The sequence below is a fragment of the Cyanobium sp. PCC 7001 genome (assembly GCF_000155635.1).
Taxonomy (GTDB): domain Bacteria; phylum Cyanobacteriota; class Cyanobacteriia; order PCC-6307; family Cyanobiaceae; genus NIES-981.
Map to the genome: position 1 here is coordinate 1346503 of NZ_DS990556.1, position 23771 is coordinate 1370273.

General features: G+C 68.6%; 28 protein-coding genes. 18 read left to right on the forward strand and 10 right to left on the reverse strand.

What is annotated here, in order from left to right; genetic code table 11:
* Positions 1-143: 143 nt before the first annotated feature.
* Positions 144-521 carry a hypothetical protein gene (locus CPCC7001_RS15105; protein WP_156796712.1) on the forward strand — a complete coding sequence of 126 codons (378 nt, stop codon included), beginning with the start codon at positions 144-146 and terminating at the stop codon, positions 519-521.
* 477 nt (positions 522-998) lie between these two features.
* A complete protein-coding gene (locus tag CPCC7001_RS14025) occupies positions 999-2030 on the forward strand; it encodes a Yae1 family protein (protein WP_006910761.1) in 1032 nt (343 codons plus the stop codon).
* 238 nt (positions 2031-2268) lie between these two features.
* Here the strand turns inward: CPCC7001_RS14025 and CPCC7001_RS15500 are convergent, their stop codons facing one another.
* Positions 2269-2502: a DUF1651 domain-containing protein gene (locus tag CPCC7001_RS15500; RefSeq protein ID WP_006910205.1), complete on the reverse strand. Its 234-nt coding sequence runs from the start codon at positions 2500-2502 to the stop codon at positions 2269-2271.
* 311 nt (positions 2503-2813) lie between these two features.
* Here CPCC7001_RS15500 and CPCC7001_RS15110 point away from each other — a divergent pair, with 311 nt between their 5' ends.
* On the forward strand, positions 2814-3683 hold the full coding sequence (locus tag CPCC7001_RS15110) for a hypothetical protein (RefSeq protein ID WP_156796714.1): 870 nt from the start codon (positions 2814-2816) through the stop codon (positions 3681-3683).
* Between the two features lie 80 nt (positions 3684-3763).
* Here the strand turns inward: CPCC7001_RS15110 and CPCC7001_RS15115 are convergent, their stop codons facing one another.
* Positions 3764-4195: a hypothetical protein gene (locus CPCC7001_RS15115; RefSeq protein WP_006909769.1), complete on the reverse strand. Its 432-nt coding sequence runs from the start codon at positions 4193-4195 to the stop codon at positions 3764-3766.
* A 110-nt stretch (positions 4196-4305) separates the two neighbouring features.
* On the opposite strand from CPCC7001_RS15115, the gene CPCC7001_RS06640 reads away from it, so the two are divergent.
* From CPCC7001_RS06640 to CPCC7001_RS15900, 3 genes are all read left to right on the forward strand, one after another.
* The gene (locus tag CPCC7001_RS06640; RefSeq protein ID WP_006909351.1) at positions 4306-4614 is read left to right on the forward strand and encodes a hypothetical protein; all 309 of its coding nucleotides are present in this window, start codon (positions 4306-4308) and stop codon (positions 4612-4614) included.
* Between the two features lie 104 nt (positions 4615-4718).
* Positions 4719-4907, forward strand: a complete 189-nt coding sequence (locus CPCC7001_RS06645; RefSeq protein ID WP_006909409.1) for a hypothetical protein — start codon at positions 4719-4721, stop codon at positions 4905-4907.
* A gap of 688 nt (positions 4908-5595) precedes the next feature.
* The gene (locus CPCC7001_RS15900; RefSeq protein ID WP_255347428.1) at positions 5596-5718 is read left to right on the forward strand and encodes a hypothetical protein; all 123 of its coding nucleotides are present in this window, start codon (positions 5596-5598) and stop codon (positions 5716-5718) included.
* 634 nt (positions 5719-6352) lie between these two features.
* Here CPCC7001_RS15900 and CPCC7001_RS06655 read toward each other — a convergent pair.
* A complete protein-coding gene (locus CPCC7001_RS06655) occupies positions 6353-6583 on the reverse strand; it encodes a hypothetical protein (RefSeq protein ID WP_225867198.1) in 231 nt (76 codons plus the stop codon).
* 92 nt (positions 6584-6675) lie between these two features.
* Between CPCC7001_RS06655 and CPCC7001_RS06660 the strand changes: the two genes are divergently transcribed.
* The gene (locus tag CPCC7001_RS06660) at positions 6676-7794 is read left to right on the forward strand and encodes a phage major capsid protein (RefSeq protein ID WP_083782599.1); all 1119 of its coding nucleotides are present in this window, start codon (positions 6676-6678) and stop codon (positions 7792-7794) included.
* Positions 7795-7805: 11 nt separating this feature from the next.
* Here the strand turns inward: CPCC7001_RS06660 and CPCC7001_RS06665 are convergent, their stop codons facing one another.
* Complete coding sequence (locus CPCC7001_RS06665; protein WP_043368723.1) at positions 7806-8540, reverse strand: hypothetical protein; 735 nt, start codon at positions 8538-8540, stop codon at positions 7806-7808.
* A 236-nt stretch (positions 8541-8776) separates the two neighbouring features.
* On the opposite strand from CPCC7001_RS06665, the gene CPCC7001_RS15120 reads away from it, so the two are divergent.
* Genes CPCC7001_RS15120 through CPCC7001_RS06680 form a run of 4 tightly spaced genes read left to right on the forward strand, consistent with a single transcriptional unit; the run spans position 8777 to position 11564 of the window.
* Entirely contained in the window at positions 8777-8926 is a 150-nt protein-coding gene (locus tag CPCC7001_RS15120) for a hypothetical protein (RefSeq protein ID WP_156796716.1), read from the forward strand.
* A 25-nt stretch (positions 8927-8951) separates the two neighbouring features.
* Complete coding sequence (locus CPCC7001_RS06670; protein WP_006910981.1) at positions 8952-9929, forward strand: metal ABC transporter solute-binding protein, Zn/Mn family; 978 nt, start codon at positions 8952-8954, stop codon at positions 9927-9929.
* Positions 9926-10732 carry a metal ABC transporter ATP-binding protein gene (locus CPCC7001_RS06675; RefSeq protein ID WP_006909673.1) on the forward strand — a complete coding sequence of 269 codons (807 nt, stop codon included), beginning with the start codon at positions 9926-9928 and terminating at the stop codon, positions 10730-10732. Before CPCC7001_RS06670 ends, CPCC7001_RS06675 begins: the two co-directional genes overlap by 4 nt.
* A complete protein-coding gene (locus CPCC7001_RS06680; protein WP_006910711.1) occupies positions 10725-11564 on the forward strand; it encodes a metal ABC transporter permease in 840 nt (279 codons plus the stop codon). Before CPCC7001_RS06675 ends, CPCC7001_RS06680 begins: the two co-directional genes overlap by 8 nt.
* A gap of 134 nt (positions 11565-11698) precedes the next feature.
* Here the strand turns inward: CPCC7001_RS06680 and CPCC7001_RS15505 are convergent, their stop codons facing one another.
* Positions 11699-12421 carry a chromate transporter gene (locus CPCC7001_RS15505; RefSeq protein WP_198006463.1) on the reverse strand — a complete coding sequence of 241 codons (723 nt, stop codon included), beginning with the start codon at positions 12419-12421 and terminating at the stop codon, positions 11699-11701.
* Positions 12361-13116, reverse strand: coding sequence for a chromate transporter (locus tag CPCC7001_RS15510; RefSeq protein WP_198006464.1), 756 nt, complete (start codon positions 13114-13116; stop codon positions 12361-12363). The genes CPCC7001_RS15505 and CPCC7001_RS15510 overlap by 61 nt, the downstream gene beginning before the upstream one ends.
* Before the next feature lie 146 nt (positions 13117-13262).
* Here CPCC7001_RS15510 and CPCC7001_RS06690 point away from each other — a divergent pair, with 146 nt between their 5' ends.
* Positions 13263-14063, forward strand: coding sequence for a sulfite exporter TauE/SafE family protein (locus tag CPCC7001_RS06690; protein ID WP_006910231.1), 801 nt, complete (start codon positions 13263-13265; stop codon positions 14061-14063).
* Here CPCC7001_RS06690 and CPCC7001_RS06695 read toward each other — a convergent pair.
* The gene (locus CPCC7001_RS06695; RefSeq protein WP_050757086.1) at positions 13990-14886 is read right to left on the reverse strand and encodes a class II glutamine amidotransferase; all 897 of its coding nucleotides are present in this window, start codon (positions 14884-14886) and stop codon (positions 13990-13992) included. The genes CPCC7001_RS06690 and CPCC7001_RS06695 overlap by 74 nt on opposite strands.
* A gap of 670 nt (positions 14887-15556) precedes the next feature.
* On the opposite strand from CPCC7001_RS06695, the gene CPCC7001_RS06700 reads away from it, so the two are divergent.
* Both CPCC7001_RS06700 and CPCC7001_RS06705 read left to right on the forward strand, forming a co-directional pair.
* Positions 15557-15946, forward strand: coding sequence for a hypothetical protein (locus tag CPCC7001_RS06700; protein ID WP_006910633.1), 390 nt, complete (start codon positions 15557-15559; stop codon positions 15944-15946).
* A gap of 102 nt (positions 15947-16048) precedes the next feature.
* Positions 16049-16729 carry a hypothetical protein gene (locus tag CPCC7001_RS06705; protein WP_006910722.1) on the forward strand — a complete coding sequence of 227 codons (681 nt, stop codon included), beginning with the start codon at positions 16049-16051 and terminating at the stop codon, positions 16727-16729.
* A gap of 31 nt (positions 16730-16760) precedes the next feature.
* Here the strand turns inward: CPCC7001_RS06705 and CPCC7001_RS06710 are convergent, their stop codons facing one another.
* Positions 16761-17213: an Hsp20/alpha crystallin family protein gene (locus tag CPCC7001_RS06710; RefSeq protein WP_006911067.1), complete on the reverse strand. Its 453-nt coding sequence runs from the start codon at positions 17211-17213 to the stop codon at positions 16761-16763.
* Between the two features lie 104 nt (positions 17214-17317).
* On the opposite strand from CPCC7001_RS06710, the gene CPCC7001_RS06715 reads away from it, so the two are divergent.
* The 3 genes from CPCC7001_RS06715 to arsJ all read left to right on the forward strand — a co-directional run bounded on the left by CPCC7001_RS06715 (position 17318) and on the right by arsJ (position 20401).
* Positions 17318-17983 (forward strand): SDR family oxidoreductase, encoded by a 666-nt coding sequence (locus tag CPCC7001_RS06715; RefSeq protein ID WP_006909244.1) that lies wholly within the window; start codon positions 17318-17320, stop codon positions 17981-17983.
* A 124-nt stretch (positions 17984-18107) separates the two neighbouring features.
* Entirely contained in the window at positions 18108-19133 is a 1026-nt protein-coding gene (locus CPCC7001_RS06720; protein WP_006910105.1) for an ArsJ-associated glyceraldehyde-3-phosphate dehydrogenase, read from the forward strand.
* Positions 19133-20401, forward strand: coding sequence for an organoarsenical effux MFS transporter ArsJ (arsJ, locus tag CPCC7001_RS06725; protein ID WP_043368724.1), 1269 nt, complete (start codon positions 19133-19135; stop codon positions 20399-20401). The genes CPCC7001_RS06720 and arsJ overlap by 1 nt, the downstream gene beginning before the upstream one ends.
* Here the strand turns inward: arsJ and CPCC7001_RS06730 are convergent.
* Positions 20398-21315, reverse strand: coding sequence for a phosphate ABC transporter substrate-binding protein PstS family protein (locus tag CPCC7001_RS06730; RefSeq protein WP_006911276.1), 918 nt, complete (start codon positions 21313-21315; stop codon positions 20398-20400). The two genes, arsJ and CPCC7001_RS06730, sit on opposite strands and share 4 nt — an antisense overlap.
* A 474-nt stretch (positions 21316-21789) precedes the next feature.
* Here CPCC7001_RS06730 and CPCC7001_RS06740 point away from each other — a divergent pair, with 474 nt between their 5' ends.
* Entirely contained in the window at positions 21790-22197 is a 408-nt protein-coding gene (locus CPCC7001_RS06740; RefSeq protein WP_006910790.1) for a hypothetical protein, read from the forward strand.
* Between the two features lie 15 nt (positions 22198-22212).
* Here the strand turns inward: CPCC7001_RS06740 and CPCC7001_RS06745 are convergent, their stop codons facing one another.
* Positions 22213-23757, reverse strand: coding sequence for a cytochrome P450 (locus CPCC7001_RS06745; protein ID WP_006909162.1), 1545 nt, complete (start codon positions 23755-23757; stop codon positions 22213-22215).
* Between the last annotated feature and the right edge of the window lie 14 nt (positions 23758-23771).

Below are 23771 nucleotides of genomic sequence, written 5' to 3' on the forward strand. Positions count from 1 at the left end.
CAGAGAACCCAAAAAACGAGAGCCCCGCGCGAGGGAACAAAGCAGGGTTCCCTGGCTCCCACCCACAACAACCAGCCCCAGCGCAACCAGCCACCCCGGCGTCACCAGCCCAGCCGACCCATACCGAGCTGGTGGTCGGCGCCATGGATGCCGAGCTGCTGGGCCCCGATGACCCCGGCGTGGTCGAGGCGGTCTTCGCGAACCTTGGCGGGGTCCTGACCCTGGAGCAGATCCGGGTCGATATCGACCGGCAGCTGGCGGTTAGCGCCGATCGGCGCGAAGCGGCACCGCCTCCAGTAGCACCAGCTCCAGCCCCGGCCTCGCCGGGGACCGCCACCACCACCCAGCAGCTGGTGTCCGAGGCGCTGGGAGCTGCACGCATGGCACCCACCCACCCGCAAGCGCTGCAGCTGGTAACCGAGCGCCTGGCCGGCCGCGCCACCCGCCAGCAGATCGGCCGCGCGCTCGATGCGCTGATCGAGGAGGAGCGCGACGACGAACAGCCCGATCTGGGGCTGTGATGCCGCCCCGATCGCATCCGCCGCGGTGCTGCCCTCACCAGCCCCCACAGCAGGCAGCCGACCCAGACCGAGCCGCACCCCAACCCCCTGCACCATGAACCGATGACAACCGCCGCAGCAGCCAGCAGGCCGCAATGGGCCAGGCCGGCGCCTGGCATGACACCGGAGCAGGCCGCGGCCTGTATCCGGCAGGCATGGCGCACCTACAGGGACAGACCCGCCGCGCCTGATTCCCTGCTGGCGGGGGGCTGGGAACAGCTGGAGTCAACCCTGCGCGATAGCGGATGGTGCCTGTCCCATGCGGGCGGCGCTTGCCATCGCCACCCGGGGAATGGCCCGCAACGGGGAGGGACACGACCTGAGCCGTGCGGTTGAAATTGCCTTCACTGGCATCGGGGGGTGGATGGTGTGACGCCGGCTCCGCCCACCAGCTCAACCGCCCTGCCCGCTTCGCTGTGACGTGACCATACTGAAGACATGTTCGTTCTGAACACCATGGGCATGATTCCGATCCACAGCCCTTCTCCCCTACGCCGCCTGGCCTTCCCGGCCACTGCCATGGCCTTGGTCATGGCCTGCAGCGGCACACTCCCCGCCCTGGCTGCCGTGGCGCAGCAGACAGCCTCGCCCATTCCCCAGCAGCTTCTGCTGGCCAAGGACGAAGACGACAACGACAAGAAGAAGAAAAAGAAGAACAAAGAGGAGAAAGAGCAACCCAGGAAGAAATCCGATCAGAATAAGAAACAGCAACAGAATAAGAACAAGGATAAGAACAGAAATAACAACACCGACTCCATCAAGCGGTCTACCCAACAGCAACGCGAGCTCAACCAGAAGCAAAAGGATCGGATCTATGACAGGGGTGTGAAAGACGGCAAGGAGAAGGGCTACGACAAAGGGGTGCGCTCCGGCTACCGCGAGGGCCTCAACAAGGGGCGCGACCGCGGCTACCAAAAGGGCTACAACAGTGGCTATCGCAGGGGGTCGGACCGCTGGAACGACTGGGACAGCAACCGCTGGCGCAGCTACAACAACCGCAGGAACCGCAACATCTGGACCCGACGGACCGTTGTCAACAGCTACTACGGCAATCCCGGCTGGGCCCGTAACAACGGCTGGTACAACAACCGACCCTGGGGTGGAGGCTGGTATGGCGGCTGGGGCTCCAGTTCCCCACCGTGGGGCTGGTGGTTCGGTCAGTCGGTGGTTTGGGGCATCACCACCCTCGCCACGGCGGCCATCATCAACAACGCCGTTGACCGGGCCATCCAGCAGCGCCAGCCCACCGTGCTGGTGCCGCAAAGCAACTGGCAGCTGTACTACGGCAGCGTGCAGCCGATCGAAGACTCCGGGGTGACCTTCGCGGTCTACAACGGCGGCGGCACCTACCAGATGCAAGCCGACTGCAATGAGGGCCTCCTCAATGGAGAGGTGCCCACCAGCCCGGCGGAGGCCCAGTTGATCAACGCGGCCTGCCAGGTGACCTTCGGGGGCCAAGGCCAGATCTGAAGGGCGGAGAACCCCCTGCAGCCGCCGCGCTGGCCCTGCTGGCGAGCTGCGCCGCTCACCCGATCGGGGGATGCCTGGGCCGCACCCGGTCATCCCATCGGGGGAGAAGGCATCACCCGATCAGGTGACAGCACGCCCTCACCCAGTCACCCCATCGGGGGATGCCGAACCACCCGATCGGGTGATGCCGGCCGGCACCGCGGCGGCCCCGCGGCTCCCGGCATGGTCGGGCTGCCTGTCACCACTGCGGCGGCCCTGGCTGCCAGCCCTGCCGGCGATGCTCTCGCCAGAGCTCCCGCGCTTCCCTGGCTGGCAGCTCACGGCGCCATGCCAGCAGCGCCGGCTCCTGACCCATCGCCTTCCCCTTGATCACCTCGAGGTGGTGGTGCCAGTTGCCGGTGCGCAGCCAGCGGAATCGCAGCGCCCAGCCGGTGGCGGGATCGATCAGCCACCAGCCTGGGTTGCCAGCCATCGCCTGCAGCGGAACGCTTCCAATGCTGACGCGAGGCGGTTGGGTCGCCGGGACAGGCGAACAGGCTCGCGATTGTCGCGCCCAACTGCCTCGCGTCAGGCGTGGCACTCGAAAGATCGAAGCCGCGAAGGGGGCTGGAGCCACAGGGAGATACGACACACCAACAGCAAGGCTGTTTTGTATCCGCATGAACGGCAAACCGAAAAGCTGTGGTTAGCTTGGCGAAGTACATGGCCTTCCCTATACACAGAGCCGATGAAGAGACTGGAAACAAGAAATAGAGGGGCCAGAATCGCCCTGGGCTGGAGTTCATGAATAAGCCTATTCTTCTCTCCGAAGCACTCGCCACTCGAATCGCTACGTTTCAATCAGATAAAACCATGACCAAGCCATCAAGCAGTGATCAGGCTGGCGGGAAAGCAAATGATTACCGCAATAGACTGCTCGTCACGAGAAGGCACACCAAGGGCAAGGAGCACCTCGCTTCAGTCTTAAACTGGTGGCTTGGCCGCAGCGGCCTTAGCATTCGCAGATTGAGCGCTCTTGCGGATTGGGCATGCGGCGAAGACGGCATCCTTATTCATAGCCAGGTAAGCCATCTTCGCAATGGCAACATCAAGAAGCCAGGACTTACCAATCTCGACAGCTTCTACGAAATCAATGTTGCTATCTACAGGTGGCAAGTTGAAGGCGCTAGCGAGTGCCACAGGCTCTATGGCCCTCACAAGCCATTTGGCATCGATGATGCCTGGCTAGACGACTCGACTTGGCTACACCACCCAGAACGCCACAAGGAACCTCTACGGTTTGGGGACTGGGCTGAGCTAGCGGTTGGTTTGTTACAGCTGCCATACGTCGGAGACCTGAACCTGTCACCCTCAGAGGCTCGCGACCTAAGCGAGAGGTTGGCCACCATGCTTGATGATCTTGCTTGTGCCACTGGCCTTGGCATCCGAAGCGGCTTGGATGCAGTGCTGGCTGCATACCCAGCCAAGGATCCAGGACGTAGGAAAAAGCTACGAGCTGTAATCACTGGTCAGGCGAATTACGAAGTCGATGAACTCGGTATTGAGCTGGCAGACATTGCGATCGCTGTTGCAGCCCTCAGGAGAAAGCCTCCAAAAAGTATTACGGCTTCGAGTCTTCACGCGGAGCTAATGGCCACCCGTCGCCGCTCCTAATTCGGTCAGAACTCCTCTCGCGGTGAGAATTAGGGCAGCGACAAGTGTCGGGCCAAGCAACGGCCCGACCGCTGACCCGCTCAGCGGGTGAAGTCGCGCGCGCGGAACAGCGCATCCGCCACCCGCGCCCGCTCCGATGCCCGATGGGAGTGCGAGCGCTCCACCTGCTCCGCCACAAGGTCCAGGGTCGGCGCATGGACGCCGTGCGACCCGTAGGCGCCCCGCTTCTCCAGCTCCGCCAGCACCCGCTGCGCTTCCCGATCACCGAACCGCTCGAGCACCTCGCGGAACGCCTCAGCGGCCGAGATGAACTCATGCGCCGGCCGCCGGTCTGCAGGCCGCTTCGCAGCAGGCCGCCGCAGCTGGTGCGGCTGGGCAGTCCGCCCTGGCCCTGCTGCTGGGCCGATCGTCGATGCCACCGGCGGAGCTTCGGTGATGACGACCGGCGCCGGATCAGCAGGCCGCGGCGGTGAGTGCATCAAGGCCGGAAGGTGGAGCAGCGGAGCGAACATGACGGCGGACAGGTTGCAACATACGCCCCCAATCTACCGGGCAGAGACTGAACCGGAACCCCGAACATTCCAGCGCCGGTAGCCTGTCAGTGGCCCCAGCTTCCGCCCTCATGGCCGCCGCCACACTCACCCGCCCAACACCTCGCCAGCTGGCCAGGCAGGTACAACACGCCTGCGTGCTGCAGATCCCGACCACGGCCGAATGCTGCTGCACCTTTGTAGATCGGCTGCTCTACATGCTCCACATGGCCGACGCTGCACGCGTAGTGGAACGCATCGTGGACAAGACCCCGCGATGGTCGATGATCTGCCGCGCCAGCGGACACCGCCAACGATGGCCCGCCGTTCAAGTCACCCGCTCCGGTGATGCCGTGACATTCGAGCTACTGGCCGACCCTGCCGCGACTGCGAAGCCGTAACCGCTGTTGATCTGCTGCGCAGTAGGACCATCAACGCGGGTGAAGTAAGCCGCCCGGAGTGTGGCCCAGCCGCGCAGGATGGAGCGGCACCGCATCAGCCACACATGCCCACCAGCCAGACCACCACAGCAGACCAGCGCCCCAGCCTGCACGAGCTGGCCGGCCTGCTGCTGGAGCAGCTCGACACACTCGAGGCCGAACCGGACGCATCGCCAGCAGAGGCCCGGCGGATCATGGCGGAGATCAGCCAGCGCCTACCTATGGCCGGTGCCAATCCCGAACCCTGGCGATAGCCTGAGCGGCACGAATGAAGCCAGGCAATGCACCGACCCAGCGCACGCCACCACAGCAGCCCGCCCGATGATGACACCCCGCACCCGCCCGGCTGGCCTGATCTGTGTCCTCTCGATTCCGCGCAATCCAGACGCGCAGCCCGTGCCATCGCGGCGGAGAAGGTGTCCGGAGGCTCGCTCAATACTGAACACTTCGCCTACAATCAAGCCAGCAACTTGGGGGCCGGTGGTGATGATGAACGTAAGCGGGCCACTGCCAGAGCCCGATAGGGAAGGCTCCTATCTGCTGCACTGCGCCAGCTGCGGTTATCCGGCCCGGCTGACCCCAGCACCTGCAGCCACCTTCACGCGTTTACACTGCGTCCACTGCGGATCGATCGCGCGCATCTGGCACGCCCCAGCGCCCGGGCAGCCCAGCAGCAGCGGGTGGCCCTGCCTCACGGAGCTGGGCGCCGACGCCCACGACCCAGCGCCAGCCCTGGCACCCGCCAAGTCCGCCGCCAAGTCCGACGCCCTGGCCGCTGCCCGGGCTCGTCTCGCCGCGGCCTACGACGCGCCGGCAGCACGGCACCAGCACCGCCCCGAGGCCGATCCCTGGGCCGAACCATGCCCGCCAGACGCAGACCGGCGCACCCTGGCCGGCTGGCTCAGCCGCGGCAATCATCCAGCCCGAAGGCTGAGCCCCGCCATGGTCGCCTCCCGATACCGCCGGCGCTTCAATGCCGAGCCCCGCAAGCGTGGCGGCACCAACGCCTACACCTTGCGCGAGCTGCTGCTGGTCAAAGCCCCGGCCGATCGCATCCGCCGCTGACCAGCCCTCCCCCTCGATCTGCCCAGCTGCTCAGCAACGGCTGGCACCCCCGGCAGAAAGCACCCCCCTCCCCCCTGCGAAATGCCCCCCGGGGGGCCTGGGAACTGCCCCCTCCCCGTCGATGCCGGGCCCGCCCTGGCCGGTTGATCCCCCTCCCCCTCCCCCGGCCGCCGGGACCATCGGCGCCAGCCGTCGCCAGACCCGGCAGGCCGGGGGCGGTGGGGGCTGCACCGCCAGCGGCAGCAGCAGGTGGCCGAGCCAGTGCCAGGCCGCGCAGCCCTGCCCAGCGCTGGAGAGAAAGTGAAAACGAAACGATCGAACATCGCCCCGCCCCTGGTGTAACCGACCGTCAGCAGGAGTTAGCTATGGCAACTGTGCCGCTCTAAATGTTACGGGTCCTTTGGGTGGGGGTATACCCTACGGGTGATCTGTGCCGCTCGCTTTTTCTAGCGCCAGGGATTTTCAGGGTTAGCAGCCAGCACCGGCCACACAGCTGGGACGCGCCTGAGAACCATTCTCAGGCGAGTGAGAATGATTCTCAGGCGAGTTAACCCCCAGCAGCAGCGCGAGTTAACAGGCAATAGGCCGGCCTAACCCGAACATTCGGCGATGCGACCCGCTGCAACCCTGGGGCTCAGCTCTCCACCGACTCCAGGCGGATGGTGCGGCCGTGCAGGTGGGCCAGAACGGCCGGAACGTTGACCCGCAGAGGTGAGCGCCGCCCGGGGCCGACGCGACACAGTGCCACCGCAGAAATCAGCCCCTCACGGCGGAGCCGCCAGAAGGTGGTGCGACTCATGCCGAGCTTTTCGAGCGCCTCGCCGAGCGGCAGCCAATCCGACTGCCACCCGCCAGCATCGAGCAACTGAAACATAACGACCGAACCTGAACCACGTCCCTAGGAAGAAGCCTAGCGCCCGCGATTGTGTGGCTGAAACACTGCGAACCACCGCAACCATGGCCCGATCTACTGAGGGATACCAGCCCACACTGCGAGCTTCCACATACAGCTGCGCACTGCTTTTTGACTACGCCCTCCAGCTGGAGCTGCGCCCCAACGATCCCGCAGACAAGCGTCACCGGGACATCGAGAACGTCTCGGACATCCTGCGCGCGCTCGGGTTCCGCAACTGCCGGGGAAAGGGCGTCCCAGCCGCAACCATGGCCGCGGCGCGCCAGTTCGAGGGGATGATCTGGGAAGGTCGGGCGATGGGCACCGGGACGGTCGAGGCAGGTGGTGCCCTCACCAGCACAGTGCTCGGGTCAGTCGCCAACGCGCTCCGGCCCGCCACGGCCCTGGTCGAGTGCGGCGTGCGCCGGCTGGAGCTGAAGTCAGACGAAGCGGAGGGAGAGGTTTTCTTCCCGGGCGCTGATAGTGGTGTCACCAGCGCCGCCTGGGTGGCCGAAGGGGGCACGATCCCAGAGATCACCCTGCCGGTTCGAAATCAGACCTGCACGCCTCACCTGATCGGTGCGGCGCTGGACGTATCGCGGCGACTGATGAATCAAACGGCGTTCGTGATGGATGATTTCGTCCGCAACGAGATGAGCGCCGCCATCCGGACCACGGCCGAGAGTGGGTTCCTGGCAGGTGACGGCACCGGCGGCGCACCGATCGGGATCCTGAACCACCCCGACGCACCAGCTGCCACCAACTGGGCCGGTGCGCTCCCAACCCGCGCGGAGCTGGCGGCGATGATCGAGAGCTACATCAGCGCAGGCGGCGGGCTCGGCAGCGCCGCGTTCCTGGTCTCCCCCAGCCTGGTGGCTGACCTGCTGCTGCAGGACAGTGCCCCGGATGTGGGCAGGTATGTGCTGGAAGTTGACCAGAGCGCCAACCCGCCCGGCTGGCGGCTCCTGGGGGTTCCCTGTGGGGTCTCAGCTGGCGTCACCGCCAACACCGTGGCCTTGATCGACACCAGCCGAATCCTGGAGGTGTTCTGGGGGGCTCCAACGGCGCAGGCTGACCCCTACGCCCTGGCAACCAGCGGCGGAACCCGGTTCATCACATGGAACGCGGCAGATGTGGCGGTCATGCAGCCGAGCACGATCATCGCCAGCACCGTGGCGCCCTGATCGGCGCACCGTCAGGGGCCGGGGGAACCCTCCGGCCCGATCACCGTCATCCAGCGGGGAAGCACTGGCGGCGGCTCGGCGTTCCAGCCCCCCAAGGTGGTGCGGCGGAACCGCAAACCCTTCCCCCGGCCCCGGCCAGCAGCGCAGACGATGGCAAAGCCGAGCCGTGGGTCAGCTGGGTCCCTGACGGGCTGGCACTGATCAGCCGGGCGTAGGTCTGCGGGGTTGGGGTTTGCGGAGAAGCCCAGCAGGATCACGCGCTCACCCCAGTCAGCAGGGAGAGCGGGTGGAATCCCAGCCCAACCTGCTGGGGCTGGCGGTGCGGCCTGCTGCTCGCGTAGGGACGTGCTGACCTGCTCCAGCTTGGCCACGGTCTTGGCGATCGCCTCAGAGGCCGCGGCTCGAGATGCGGGCGCCTCGAGCCGCTCGGCGGCTGTAAGCATGCCGGCCAACTCCTCGCGCAGCTCCGCTTCCTGCTGCTGCTGGGGGCGGGTGGAGAGCCTCGTCAGCTCTGCCCACAGCTCGGCATCGAAGTGCTTGAGCGTCTTGCGGGCCATGACCTGGACCGACCTGGTGGAGACGCTCAGCAGCGCCGCCAGGCCATCGGCCGTCAGCTGCGGGCCAGTGAGCCAGTCCGGCTCAGCGCAGCAGGGCCCCGACCACGGGAGCCGATCGGTGCCCTCAGCACCCGCGGCCAGCCATGCCGCGTAGTCGAAACGGAGGCCGTAGGGCGCGCCGCACTGCACCAGCTAATGGCCCCCGAATGACCCAATGGACCCAGCTTAGCCCCGATAACTCACGCATCCTTCACGCGTGAGGCCGACGGGCAAGGTCTGGAGCCAGTGGTGTCAACGACTCTCAGCTAGGACGCTCAGCCTTCTAAGCAGCCGGTCGTTGGTTCGAATCCAACAGGGGGCGTTCTGTCGGGGGGATTTCCGCCTGGCAGCGGGGCGGCGATCAGGCCTTGATGGCGGCGCGGCAGATGCCCTCGACCGCGGAACCCCCTGGCCAGTTCAGCGGCATTCCCGCCAAGGTGCGCCTGCTGCCCCTGGAGGGAGATGGCCAGGGTTTCAACGCCCTGAGCTGGCGGCGCCTGCCGGCAACGGGTGGACGCCATCGGCAGGCGCAATAGAGTGAGAACGGTTCTCGTTTTATCTGTGGTCGCTGATCCTGGCTCCTGGCTCCGGCCGCTGCTGAGCCGTGCCGCCCTGCTCACCGTTGCGGCATCGCTGGTGGCCTGCGGTGCGCCGCGGCCGCTCCCCGGGCCAGGCGCCGACACCCAAGCCGGCGACCTCAAGGTGGTGACCACCTTCCTGCCGATCACCCTGTTCACCCGGGCGGTGGCGGGCGACTGCGCCACGGTGACGGCTCTCATCCCCCCCGGCAGCGGCCCCCACGACTTCCAGGCCAAGCCAGGGGATGTGGCCACCCTGCGGGAGGCTCAGGTGCTGGTGAAGAACGGCCTGGGGCTGGAGGGCTTCCTCGACAAGCTGGTGGCGTCGGCCGAGAACGCATCGCTGGTGGTGGTGGATTCGAGCCAGGGCGTCGCCACCATCGACACCCCCGAAGACCACGGCCACGGCGACGGCCATGATCACGGCCATGCCCACGGGCCCGTGAATCCCCACATCTGGCTCGATCCGCTGCGGGCGGTGCAACAGGTGGAGACCATCCGCGATGGCCTGGTGGAAGCCGATCCCGGCTGCGCCGAGGGCTACCGCCGCAACGCCGCCGCCTACACCGCCCAGCTGCGGCAGCTCAACGGCGAGATCGCAGAGCAGCTCGGGCCCTTCCGCGGCCAGTCCTTCGTGGCGTTCCACGACTTCGCTCCCTACTTCGCCGAGCGCTTCGGCCTCGATGCCGAGTTCGTGGTGGACGTGCCCGAAATCAACCCCTCCCCCGCCGATCTGATCCGGGTGAGCGAGATCGTGAAGCGCAGTGAACTGAAGGCCTTGCTGAGCGAACCCCAGGAAGGCAACCGGTCGTTCAATACGCTGGCTGGGGACCTTGGCGTGGCGATCGTGGTGTTCGACCCCCTCGAAACCGGCTCCGAGCAGGCCTCCGGCGATCCTTCCACCTATCTGCAGGTGATGCGCAGCAATGCCGCCAACCTGCGTCAGGCCTTCGGCGGATGAGCGGCATCAGGGGCCCGGCCGTTCTGGAGGTGCAGGACCTCACCGTGCAACGCGGTGGGCTGCTGGCCGTGGATGGCGTGAGCTTCCAGCTGGCTCCGGAAACGGACACCGCCCTGGTGGGCCCCAATGGCGCGGGGAAGAGCACCCTGGTGGCGGCCGTGCTCGGTCTGTTGCCCCGGCAGGCCGGCACGGTGCGGATCCTCGGCCACACCCTGGGCCCGGCAGGGCAGCTGCCCCGCTCGGTGCGCGCCCAGATCGCCTACCTCCCCCAGACTCTGGCCCTGCAGGGGCGTTTTCCCCTCACGGTGGCGGAATTCGTGGGCTTCGGGTTCGATCCGCCGGGCCCGCGCCTCTCCTGGATCGGTGGCCGCGGCCGCCAGGGGGCGGTGCGGCGCGCGTTGGAGCGCACCGATTGCGCCGATCTGGGAGGGCGGCTGCTGAGCGAACTCTCCGGCGGCCAGCTCAAGCGGGTGCTGCTGGCCTTCTGCGTGGTGCGGCCCCGGCAGCTGCTGGTGCTGGACGAGGCCCAGGCCGGTCTGGACGCCCCCTCCAGCGAGCGGTTTCAGCAGCTGTTGCTGGAGCTTCGCCGCCAGGAGGGCTGGACGGTGCTGCAGATCTCCCACGATCTGGAGATGGTGCGGCGCAGCTGTGATCAGGTGCTGTGCCTCAACCGCCGCCTGCGCTGCTGCGGAGCCCCGGACCACGCCCTCAGCCCCGCCCGTCTGGCCGAGCTCTACGGGCCGAACGTGGTGCCCTACCACCACCACCACCACAGCGCCGGCAGCGGTGGCATGCGTGGCTGACCCTGCAGCGCTCTCCACCGTGCTGGCCCAGCCGTTCATGCAGCGGGCCCTGCTGGGCGGCCTGCTCACCGGCAGCCTCGGCGGACTGTTGGGCAGCTTCGCGGTGCTGCGCCAGCTCTCGTTCTTCAGCGATGCCCTCGGCCACTCGGCCCTGCTCGGCATCACCATCGGCATCCTGCTGGGGATCAACCCCACCCTGGTGCTGATCCCGTTCGTGGTGACCCTGGCGCTGCTGGTGAACCAGCTGGTGCAGCGCAGCCGCCTGCCCGCCGATGCTCTTCTCAACATCGTGTATTCCACCTCCCTGGCGCTGGCCGTGGTGGCGCTCAGCCTGGTGGAGACCTACCAGGGCGGCATCCAGCAGCTGCTGTTCGGCGACATCCTCGGCATCGCCTGGCACGACCTGGCCGTGATCACCGCGCTGCTGCTGGGCGCTCTGGTCTATCTGGCCCTGAGCCTGCGGGCTCAGGTGCTGCTCACCCTCAACGACGACCTGGCCAGCGCCTTCGGCATCCGGCCCAGCTGGCACCGCCTGGCCTTCATCGTGTTGCTGGCGGTGGTGGTGGCGGTGTCGATCAAGGCGGTGGGGGTGCTGCTGATCAGCGCCTTTGTGGTGATCCCCGCCTGCGCCGGCCGGCTGCTGAGCCGCCGCTTCCCGGTCTACGTGGCCAGCTCGGCGGCGATGGGTGGGGGCTGTGCCCTGCTGGGGCTGCTGGGATCGGGGCTCACCAACCTGCCGTCGGGGCCCTGCGTGGTGATTGTGCAGTTCACCGTCTTCGTGCTGGCGCTGCTGGTCAGCCAGCTGCGGGGCCGGTCTCCGGCGGCGCCCTGAGCAGGGCCCCGACCAGCCCAGGGCCTGGCCATCACTGCAGGAGTGGGCGTGGATGCGGGCATCACCTGGGCACCTCTCGAGCCGCGGGTCGTGGCTTCGAATCCAGTGAGGGAGCCTGCACTGGACCGGCAGGCTCATCTGAGGAGAGCGGCCAGCCACGGACCCACCCGTGCCGCCAGCGCTCCCGCCGCGGCAGCCACGCCGATCAGCTGCAGCACGCCCCAGCGCAGCCCCAGCAGCGCCCCCAGGGCCAGCCCCAGCACCACGGCGGCGGGGAGCGCGAACTGGCCCGCAGGCCACAGCACCGGCCCGGCGAACACCACCGCCAGGCTGGCGATCACCCCCACCACCGCCGCCGTGATGGCCGTGAGCGGCGGGCCCAGGCGCAGATCGCCGCGGCTGGCCTCCACCAGCGGTGCCCCGGCCAGGATGAAGCCGAACGACGGCAGGAAGGAGAACCACACCGTGACCAGGGTGGCGGCCACCGCGGCGGGCCAACTGCCCTGGGAGCCGTTCCAGCCGCCCATGAAGCCCACGAAGGCCACCACCATGATCAGCGGCCCGGGCGTGGTTTCCCCCAGGGCCAGGCCATCCAGCATCTGGGCCGGGCTGAGCCAGCCGAACTGCTCCACCGCCCCCTGCACCACGTAGGGCAGCACGGCGTAGGCACCGCCGAAGCTGAGCAGGGCCACCCGCGTGAAGAAACGGGCCATCAGCGCCGGGGTTCCCTCCCAGCCCGTGGCCGCCGTGAGCAGGGCCAAAGGCACCAGCAGGGCCAGGCCCCAGGCCAGCAGCGTCACGGCCAGGCCCCGGCGTGAGAAGCGGGCGTGGGCGGGGGTGGGGGGTGTGGTCGCCATGGATCGGCTCTCGCGGCTCCTCCGGTTCCCCGTTGACCGGGGTCGGCCACGGGGGCGGGGGCGGCCGCGGAGGGAGCCGCCGCTGTGGCGCCCCGGCCCAGCAGGAGCACAGGCCGCCATCGCCCCACCACCAGGCCGGTGAGTGCGGCCGCCCCCACCACCACGGGATAGGGCAGCCGCAGGACGGCCAGCGCCAGGAAGGCGGCCGCGGCAATCCCCACCAACAGCGGCGTGGCCAGGATCCGCCGGCCCAGCCGCCAGGCCGCCACCAGCACGATCGCCAGCACCGCGGGCTTGAGCGCCGCGAACACCGCCACCAGCAGGGGCAGCTGTCCCCAGAGGGCGTAGGCCGTGGCCAGGGCCGTGAGCACCAGCACCGACGGGGCCAGGAACAGCCCCCCGGCGATCAGGCCGCCCGGCACCCCGTGCATCAGCCAGCCCAGGTAGGTGGCCAGCTGGGTGGCCTCCGGCCCCGGCAGCAGCATGCAGTAGTTGAGGGCGTGCAGGTAGCGCCGCTCGCTCAGCCAGCGGCGCCGCTCCACCAGTTCGCGGTGGAGCAGGGCGATCTGCCCCGCCGGCCCACCGAAGCTCACCAGCCCCAGCTGCAGCCAGAAACGGGCCGCCTCCGCCAGGCTCACCCCGGCGACGGCGCGGCCCGGCGCGGAGTCCAGGCCTGTGGACGCGGAACGGGCCATGCCGGGGGATCCGGATCAGTGGGACGCGGCCGCCATCCTCATCGGGCAGGGCGCCAGAGCCGGGTGCCCGCCGGCACAGTCGGGGTAGGCGCTGGCCGTCATGCTCTGGAGCGGCGACCGTTCCGCTGCCAGCGCCTCTTTCCACCGTGCCCGATGCCCTGGCCGCCACCGCCACCGCCAGCGTCAGCCTCGGCGCCTTCGAGCTGGTGCTGATCGCCCTGGCGGCGGTGCTGGCCGGGCTGGTGAACGCGATCGCAGGCGGCGGTTCCCTGATCAGTTTTCCGGTGCTCACGGCCGTGGGGCTGCCGCCGGTGGTGGCCAACGTGACCAACACCGTGGCCCTGCTGCCGGGCTACGGCGGCGCCGCGGCGGCCCAGCGCAGCGACCTGCTCGGCCAGCGCTCCCGCCTGCTGCTGCTGATGCCGGCGGCGGCCCTGGGCGGACTGCTGGGCGGGATGCTGCTGCTGCTCGGCGGCGACGCGCTGTTCGGCAGCATGGTGCCCTGGCTGATCCTGCTGGGCACGGTGCTGCTGGCCCTGCAGCAGCGGCTGCGTCGCTGGCTGCTGGCCCATCCCCACGCCAGCCGGCCGGGGCGGCTGGAGCGGCTGGCCGTGGGTCCGGTGGTCCTGGCCTCGATCTACGGCGGCTATTTCGGCGCGGGGCTGAGCGTGATCCTGCTGGCGGTGCTGGCCGTGATGCTCACCGGCAGCCTCACCCGGCTCAACGGTCTCAAGCAGGCCCTGGCCCTGGCCGTGAACCTGGCCGCCGCCCTGCTGTTTCTGGGCTCGGGTCAGCTGCACGCCACGGCGGCCGTGGTGATGGCGACGGGATCGGCGGCCGGCGGAGCCCTCGGCGGCCGGCTGGCCAGCCGGATCAATCCCGAACGGCTGCGGGCGGGGGTGGTGCTGCTGGGGCTGCTGGTGGCGGCGGCGTTCTTCCTGCGCTGAGGGGCGCCGGGGGCTGGGGCGGCACGGCGGGTGCGGGGCGCACGGCGTGCCGGCGCCGGCCCGCCAACTCCCCGGCGCGGAACAGCAGCGACTCCCCAGGCAGAACGCTCTGCCACTGCTCATCGGAGGTAAGGGGCTCGGTGCTGAGGATCGTCACCACATCCGTGGCCGAGGTGAGGGCGGCGAAATCCACCTGCAACGGGGCATCGGCGAGGGTGGCCCGACGGAACGGGGCCCGGCGGGTGAGCCAGTGCATCCGACTGGTGGCGGTGGCGAAAAGCCACTGGCCATTGCTGATCAGGGCATTGAAGGTGCCCCGCTCCGCCAGTGCGGCGGCACAGCCATGCAACCGCTCCAGCAGGGCCTCGGGGTCGTGGGGATCGAGCGGCCCCTGATCCAGCTGCTCCAGGATCCAGCAGAAGGCGGCCTCGCTGTCGGTGGAGCCGAAGGGGCGGTACCGGGGGCCCACAGGGATGGTGCCCTCCAGATCGCCGTTGTGGGCAAACGCCCAGGTCTGGCCGCGCCAGCGGCGGGAAAAGGGGTGGCAGTTCTCCAGGGCCACCACACCGCGGGTGGCCTTGCGGATGTGGGCGATGCTCACCAGGGCCCGGGGCGAGCGTTCGGCCAGCTGCTCCGCCAGGGCGGAGAAGGCGGCTGGAGCCTCCTCCCGCAGCAGGGTGAGGCCGCGGCCATCCGGGGTGAAGCTGGCCAGCCCCCAGCCGTCGGCGTGCTCGCTGGTGCCGCCGCCCCGCCGGCTGAGCCCCCGGAAGGAGAAGCCCATGTCGGTGGGGGTGTTGGCGTTGAGGCCCAGCAGTTCACACATGGCGAGGTCGGCGGGTGATCTGCTGCGGCACCGGGCGCTGGTTCGGTTGGCAATGGCCCACCATTCTCTCGGTTCAGCAGCAGGCCTGAACAGGGACGCCCCGGTCCTGTCAAGCCGGAGCACGCCGCTGAGCCCCTGGACCAGAGCATGCCGAGCAGGTCATCCGGCTGCGCGGTGAGCCCAACGGCCTGGTGATGCGGCTCCCAGACCAGCGATGGAACCACCGGAGCGCGGAGCAGGCCGTCAACAGCAGCGCAGCCAACAGCACCGCATCAGAGCGCAGCAATGCGCAGGAATGATGCCCAGGACATCAATCGCCGAAACCGCAGTGATGGCACGGGATAACAGCGATGAAGCAGTACGGTGCGCCTAAGAATTGATGCGCCGAGGGTTGACATCACAGGGCAAGATGGTATTGTTGTTTCAACGGATGTCGCAGCGAAGCGCGTTTTGATTGCGCTCTTTTGCTGCAGTGTTTCCTCAATTGGCCCATTCTTCAACCGGGCCGGGCGGATCCCTGCAGATGTGCGCCCATCCCCTTGGTATGCAGCGCTGAGCTTGGATCTCAGCCAATCCGAGGCCACCACGTGCCCGCATCGAGGCCTGTAGCGAAGGCCCGAATGCCTGCATCCGTGCTGATCACCCTAATCAAATTCTCTAAAACGACGTTATGAACACCACCACCCTGAGCAACACCACCACCCCCACCAACGCCCCGTCCTCTGCCAGCGCTGTGCAGGACAACCGGCCGATGAAGCTGCGCGAAGCCGATGAGCAGCTGCGCCAGGCGATCCTGAACAAGAAGGAAGCCCAGATCGAAGCCTGGTCGCAGCAGATCGATCAAGTGCAGCAAGCCCTGGATTCAGCGGCTGACAGTGTCCGTACGGCCACCGAACTCCGTCTGGCCGAACTCACCCAGGCGCGCGATCAGGCCCAGGCCCAGCTGGAGCAGCTGCAGCAGGCCACCCAGGAGAGCTGGGAATCGCTGCTGCGCAAGAGCGATGACGTGTTCCAGACCCTGGCCCAGCGATTCCACGACTTCGCGATGCAGCAGCGCTGAATCCCGATCCCGCACTGGCACGCCTGCCATGCCCCGATCGCCGGTTCCGACTGCGATTCCCCGATCGAGACCATCCCGACACCCAGCACCCCCATGCCTTCCATGACCACCGAGACCACCAACAGCAGCAACCGCACCGCCGCCAGCGGCGTGGTGGATTTCGCTGAAGCGTTCCGCAACCACGCCGCAGGAACCACCCCGGCTGGCCTCACCGAACGGCTGCTGCCGGAAGTGAACGGATCGTTCTGGCTGCTGGTGACCAGCCATGCCCTGGCCGACACCACCCGCAATCAGGTGCTGCAGATGGTGCTCACCCGCGCTCTGCCCACCGGCGTTTCGATCGCCCTGGCGGTGGACTGGCAACCCAAGCAGTGGGGTCTGCCTGACAACACCCCGCCCACGGCTGAGGTGATGCGCCGGTTCAGGCCGCTGGCCCAGGCCGCCCAGCTGATCCGCTGCAGCGCCGATGAAGCCGAGAGCTTCTTCGCCAGTGATGACCCCGGCACGATCCACCGCCAGATGCCCCAGAAGCCGGCGGTGCTGATCCGCCAGCGCGATGGCGCCCTGGCCTGGTGCATCGGCGGCCGTCAGGGTCGCGTCGCCCGCGAGCTGCTGCAGGGCGAGAGCGGCTTTCTGGCCCACCTGCTCGACAACCTCTGCGCTCACCCGGAGCTGCTCGGCAACGCGGGCCCCGGCATCGACGCCATCGCCGATCCCGATGGCCTGGCCGAGCAGCTGCTCAACGCCGCGGCGGCGGCCCAGGCGGAGCCCGCAACGGACTGAGCTCCGCCCAAGCCGGACCGCATCACGACGGCTACTGCACAGGGATCTGCACCGGCTCAGCGCCGGGGGCAGGTCCTTTGCGCGGCACCGTCACGGTGAGCTGGCCATCGCAGGCGGTGGCGCTCATCGCGGCGGCATCGGCATCCTCGGGGAGATGGAAGCTGCGGCTGAAGCTGCCGTAGCTCCGCTCCACCCGGTGCAGGCGCTCACTCTCGTGCTTCTGCTCCTGATGGCGCTCGCCCTGGATGGTGAGCACCCCGTCCTGCAGGGTCACCTTGAGGTCGTCCTTGCGGACGCCGGGGATGTCGGCCCGCACCTCATAGCCATGGTCGGATTCGGAGATGTCCACCCTGGGATGCCAGTCCTGCAGGGCGGAGCCGGCCAGGGCTGAACCGCTGCGGCCGAAGGGCCACGGCAGCGACAGGGTGTAGCGGTCGAAGAGATCTTCCACATCCCTGAGGGATTCACGTTTCAAGAGAGCCATGGTGCTGACCTCCTGGAATGAAGGGCTTCTGATTTGACTATCCATCCGCCCCCGACCGGTGAGAAGGTGCGGAGGGCCGTCCTTCTCTCCCGACATTCCCAGCCATGGCCACAACGCTGATCACCGGCGCCAACCGCGGCATCGGCACCGAGTACTGCCGCCAGCTGCAGAGGCGGGGGGACACGGTGGTGGCCGTGTGTCGCACCCCCTCCCCGGAGCTGGAGAGCCTGGGGGTGCGGATCGAACCGGGGGTGGACATCACCTCCCCCGAGGCCATCGCCGCTCTGGTGCGGCGTCTCGACGGCCTGCCGCTCGATGTGGTGATCCACAACGCCGGCATCCTGGAGCGCACCAGCCTGGAGGACCTCGATGCGGAGAGCATCCGGCGCCAGTTCGCCGTGAACGCCCTGGGGCCCCTGCAGCTCAGCCGCGCCCTGCTGCCCCTGCTGCATCCCGGCTCAAAGCTGGCGCTGATGACCAGCCGCATGGGTTCGCTCGCCGACAACAGCTCCGGCGGCTCCTACGGCTACCGGATGTCGAAGGTGGCGCTGTGCATGGCCGGCAAGTCGCTGGCGATCGATCTCAAGCCCCGCGGCATCGCCGTGGCGATCCTGCACCCCGGCCTGGTGAGCACCCGCATGACCGGCTTCACCCCGCAGGGCATCAGCCCGGAGCAGGCGGTGCGGGGACTGCTGCAGCGCATCGACGGGCTCACCCTGGAGAACTCGGGCACCTTCTGGCATGCCAACGGCGAGGTGCTGCCCTGGTGAGGCACTGCCCTCTGGTGAGGCAATACCCTGGCGGCCCCTGCTCTCACAGCGCCACCGCCTTAACCCCGCCCTAACACCCATCAACTCTTCTTGATGGGACACTGGCTGCAGCTGCGGGCTGGGCATGAAGGTGGGCATCAACGGCTTCGGCCGCATCGGGCGGCTCGTGTTCCGCGCCCTCTGGGGCCGGCCGGGCATCGAGCTGGTGCACGTGAACGACAGGGCCGGGGATGCCGCCGCGGCCGCACACCTGCTGGAATTCGATTCGGTGCACGGCCGCTGGAGCCACGCGGTGAGCGCCGGCGCCGGGGGATTCCAGGTGGAGTCGCAGGCGGTGGGCTGGTCCCAGGCCGCCGATCCGGCGCAGGTGCCCTGGCGCCAGCTGGGCGTGGAGCTGGTGCTGGAGTGCAGCGGCACGCTCAAGACGCCCGAAACCCTGGCGCCCTACATCGCCGATCTCGGGGTGGAGCGGGTGATCGTGGCCTGCCCGGTGAAGGGCAGCGTGGCCGGCGAGCCGGTGCTGAACATCGTGTTCGGCATCAACCACGGGCTCTATGACCCGAGCCGCCACCGGGTGATCACGGCGGCTTCCTGCACCACCAACTGCCTGGCGCCGGTGGTGAAGGTGGTGCACGAGACCTTCGGCATCCGTCACGGCTCGATCACCACCCTTCACGATGTGACCAACACCCAGGTGGTGGTGGATGGCTTCAAGGCCGATCTGCGCCGGGCCCGCTCCTGCCTGCACAGCCTGATCCCCACCAGCACCGGTTCGGCCCGGGCGATCGGCCTGATCTTCCCGGAGCTGGAGGGCAGGCTCAACGGCCATGCGGTGCGGGTGCCGCTGCTCAACGCCTCCCTCACCGACGCGGTGTTCGAGCTGGAGCGGCCGGTGAGCGCCGAGGCGGTGAATGCCGCCTTCGCGGCGGCGGCGCGGGGCCCGCTGCAGGGAATCCTGGGCATCGAAACCCGGCCCCTGGTGTCGGTGGATTTCGTCAACGACAGCCGCAGCGCCATCGTCGATGCCCCCTCCACGCTGGTGGTGAACGGCACCCAGCTCAAGGTCGTCGCCTGGTACGACAACGAGTGGGGCTACAGCTGCCGGATGGCCGATCTGGCCTGTCACGTGGCTGCGGCGGAGGGCAAGTGATGGGGGCCCTCAGCCCACGGCAGCCCCTGAGCGCGCTGCAGCAGTACGCCATCGTGACCGCCAACTACTGGGCCTTTACCCTCACCGACGGCGCCCTGCGGATGCTGGTGGTGTTCCACTTCCATCAGCTGGGCTACTCCACCCTGGAGATCGCCTTTCTCTTCCTCTTCTACGAGGTGTTCGGGGTGGTGACCAACCTCTACGGGGGCTGGCTGGGGGCCCGCTTCGGGCTGAGGCTCACCCTCTGGAGCGGCACCCTGCTGCAGGTGGCGGCCCTGCTGATGCTGATCCCCGTGGCCGAAACCTGGCCGAAGTGGTGGAGCGTGGCCTACGTGATGGTGGCCCAGGCGATCAGCGGCATCGCCAAGGACCTCAACAAGATGAGCGCCAAGAGCGCCATCAAGACCGTGGTGCCGGAGACCCCCGACGACCACAGCCGCGGCGAGACCCAGCTGTTCCAGTGGGTGGCGATCCTCACCGGTTCCAAGAACGCCCTCAAGGGGGTGGGGTTCTTTCTGGGCGGCGTGCTGCTCACCACGATCGGCTTCAACGCCGCCGTGGGCGCCATGGCCGCCGGTCTGGCCCTGGCCTTTCTGATCACGCTGGTGCTGCCCGGCGACCTCGGCCGCATGAAGCGGAAACCCGCCTTCACGGCCCTGTTCTCGAAATCCCGGGGCATCAACGTGCTGTCGCTGGCGCGCTTCTTCCTGTTCGGCGCCCGGGATGTGTGGTTCGTGGTGGCCCTGCCGGTGTTCCTGCAGGCGGCTCTGGGCTGGCGTTACTGGGAGGTGGGCGGCTTCATGGGCCTGTGGGTGATCGGCTACGGGATCGTGCAGGGGGCGGTGCCGGCCCTGCGCCGCAGCTGGGGGCAGACGGCCCCGCCCGGGGTGGCGGCCGTGCAGTTCTGGAGCGCCGTGCTCAGCGCCATTCCGGCCCTGATCGCCATCAGTCTCTGGCGCCAGACGGGTCAGGCCGGCATCGCCGTGGTGCTGGGTCTGGCCGTGTTCGGGGTGGTGTTCGCCATGAATTCCTCGATCCACAGCTACATGATCCTGGCCTACACCGAAGCCGAGGATGTGAGCCTCAACGTGGGCTTCTACTACATGGCCAATGCCGCCGGCCGGCTGGTGGGCACCCTGCTCTCGGGTGCCCTGTTCCTGGTGGGTGGGCTGCAGGCCTGCCTCTGGTGCTCGGCGCTGCTGGTGGCCCTGGCCGCGCTGACCAGCACGCGGCTGCCCACGCCGCCCCGCCAGGCGTTGCCGGCCTAGCGGAATTCAGGCTTGCGGGTGTCGTCGAAGCTGCGCCGCAGGGCCGCCTCGATCCCCAGGCCCACCGGCAGATCCCCTCCGAAGGAGGTGCCGAGGATGTGCCGGTAGAGCTTGGATTCCACCAGCCTGTAGGTGTCCGCCGGCAGCGGGATGGAGCCCGCCTGTTCCACGAAGCGCAGGCCATTGCCCACGGTGTAGCCCACGAAGCTGCGGATCTCGTCATCGGCGAGCATCTGCCGGTCATTGACGTAGATGAACAGCGGCCGTGCCAGCGGCTTGTAGAGACCCTTCTGCACCGCGCTCACCGAGGGCGGCACCGGCTCGGCCCCCGGGGCAGCGATGGGCAGGGCCCTGATCCGTTCAGCATTGGCGGTGTAGTAGGCGAAGCCGAAATAGGCCATGGCGTTGGGATCGCTGGCCACGCAAGCCACCAGCACCGTGTCGTCTTCGCTGCTCTCCACATCGGTGCGGGCGTTGGCCTTGCCGCCATTGATCGCCTCGTTGAAGTAATCGAAGGTGCCGGAATCCGCTCCCGGCGCGCAGAGACGCAGGGGGTTGTCGGGCCAGGCGCCGTTGATCTGGTTCCAGCGCTTCACCCTGCCCTGGGCAGACCGCGACCAGGTGCGCTGCAGCTCCTCGGTGGAGATCGCGGTTGCCCAGCTGTTGCCGGGGTTCACCGCCACCGTGAGGGCATCGAAGGCCAGGGGCAGTTCGATGAAGGTGATGCCCGCGTCGGCGCAGACCTGGAGCTCCTCGCTGCTGATCGGGCGCGAGGCGTTGGCGATCGGGACCTCGCCGGAACAGAAGGCCCGCAGGCCGGCGCTGGTGCCCACCACGCTGAGCTCCAGCTTCACGCCGCGGCCCCGGGCGGTGCTGCCGTAGCCGGCGATGGCACGCTCGAGGATCGGCGACACGGATGCTGGAGCCCGTGATCCGGATGGGGGTGACCTGCGGTTCCGGGGAGGGGCCGCAGGCGGCCAGCAGGGCCGCCAGAAGCGGCAGCACAGCCGCGGCCGGGTGGTGGGCAGCCATCGGAACCGGGCGAGGGACAGACCTCCAGCGTGACCAATCAACGTGAGTTGTTGGTTAAGGAACGCTGGTGTCCGCCCCTGTCCGTTACAGCGCGAATCGGCGCCGGGCTCGAAGATCGTGGGGATCGCCCGGACCGATGAGCCCCCTGTTCTCCTGTGCCGGATGCGGCGTGCAGATCGAGCGTTCCCTGCGGCTCTACATGCAGCAGAAAGGCCGCGTGTTCTGCTCCACCTGCATCGACCGGCAGGAAGCGGAACGCCAGGACCCTGGTCCGCACCCTGGTCCCCAGGAGCCACCGTCCGCTGATGCGGATGCACGGCATCCGTCAGGGTGATGGTGCCTGAGTTGTTGTCCCCATGGCGGATACCCCCTATCTGATTGCCCTGGCTTTTCTTGAACAGAACGGCAGCCGGGCCCTGCCGTTGGCGGGTCGATCGCTGCCTGCCGCAACCGCCGGCGACGGGGATCCCAGCGAGGATCCCGGCGAGGCAGGCCGCGATCTGGCCCTCGAGCTGCTGCTGCGGGTGTGGCAACGCAGCGACCAGGGGGCCCTGGGGCGAGCCGCCGGCGACACCAGCCTGCTGCTCGTGGTGATGCCGATGGAGGCGATGAACGCCCAGCTGCCCAGGCTCAAGGCCGCCTGGATCGCCGGGGGCGACACCGCGGCGGTGCTGCAGGAGCTGAGGGCCCTGGTGTCCCAGGCCTGGACTGTGACGATCGCCAAGTACGAGCCCGTGAGCTTCCGCCCCTACCCCAGCGCATGACCCCGCCCGTGATCCTTAAGCGGTTGACCGGCGCCGGACGCGCACGGGCAGGCCGTCGGCGGGAAAGATCAGCAGGTTCTGGCGCTGATTCTCCAGCGACGCCGGGCCGTTGACCAGCTCCCAGGTGTAGTGGCGCAGCAGCTGGGCCAGCATCACCGTGGCCTCCAGCATCGCCAGATGTTCGCCGATGCAACGGTGGGGCCCTGTGCCGAAGTCGATCATCGGGGGCGCCAGCCCCTCCGGGCCGCCCGGCAGCCAGCGTTCGGGCAGGAACTCCAGGGGCCTGGGGTAGGCCAGCGGATCCCGGCCGGCCCCCTGCATCGACCAGACCACCGTGGTTCCCGCCGGCACCCTGCCGACCCCCTCCAGGTGGGTCTCCTTCACCACCTGCAGGGCCGTGGATCCCGAGGCCACCGAAAACAGGCGCAGCGTCTCGCGGATCACCCCCCGCACCAGATCCAGTTCGCCGATGCAGGCCGGTGTCAGGCCGCCATGGCGTTCCCAGGCCTGATCCACCTCCTGCCTCACCCGGGCCAGCACCTCGGAGTGGAGTGCCAGCGATCCGGTGGCGAAGGAGAGGGTGTGGGCCGTGGTGTCGGTGCCGGCGATCAGAAATTCAATGGTCTCGGCCAGCAGGGTGTCCTGGTCGTAACGGGGCTCCTTGGCCGCGATCCGCACCAGCAGCGACTGGCGGAACAGGGGGCTGAGACCTGTCTCGGTGCAGGCGCTCCCATCGCCGCCGCCCCCATCCCGCAGGCGCAGGGCGAGGGCCACCCGGGGGGCGAGCAGATCCTCCAGCACCCGGCGGGCGGCCCAGTAAGCCCGGGAGGTCCGGGTGGGCAGATGTTTCATCCAGGGGCTCTCACCGGCGGCGAGCCGGAAGAAGCGGCGGCCGAGCACTCCCATGGCCTGGTAGGCGCGGGCCACATCCAGGGGCGGGCCTTCCGGGCTCTCCGCCCCGTCCTGCAGGGGGATGCCCAGCATCAGGGTGGCGATGACCCGCATCGCCAACTCCACGAACAGGGGATCCAGGGCGATGGCCTGCCCGGCCGGTGCATGCGCGATGCGCTCCAGAACCAGGGCGCTGGCCTGCTGGAGCAGCGGCAGATGGGCGGCGGTGCTGGCGGCGGTGAACCCTGGATTCCAGGCCCGGCGCCGCCACTGCCATTCCGCCCCCTCCTCGCCGATCAGGATCGGGCCTCGCATGTCATTCCAGGCCCGCCGCATGGCGGGCGAGCGGATCAGGCAGCCGGAACGCATCCCCTGCACGATCGCGGACTCGATCAGGGCAGGGCGGCTGAGCACGAGCACCGGCTTGCCGGCCCAGTACACATAGGCCGGGCCGCACGCCCGGCTCCAGTCATGGAGGAGCTGGAAAAACTGCTTGCGGCGTACGGCGGCCAGCACCGCCGGCAAGTGACCGAGCAGCGGAACCCCCGGCGGTGACGGCAGCCGCCGCAGGAGCGCAAAGCGTCGGCGGCGCCGCCAGGCGCCCCAGGCCAGCAGGCCCGCCGCTGCCAGCAGCGCGAGAAGGAGCAGGCCGGGCAGCGGGATCAGCACGGCGGCAGCTCCTG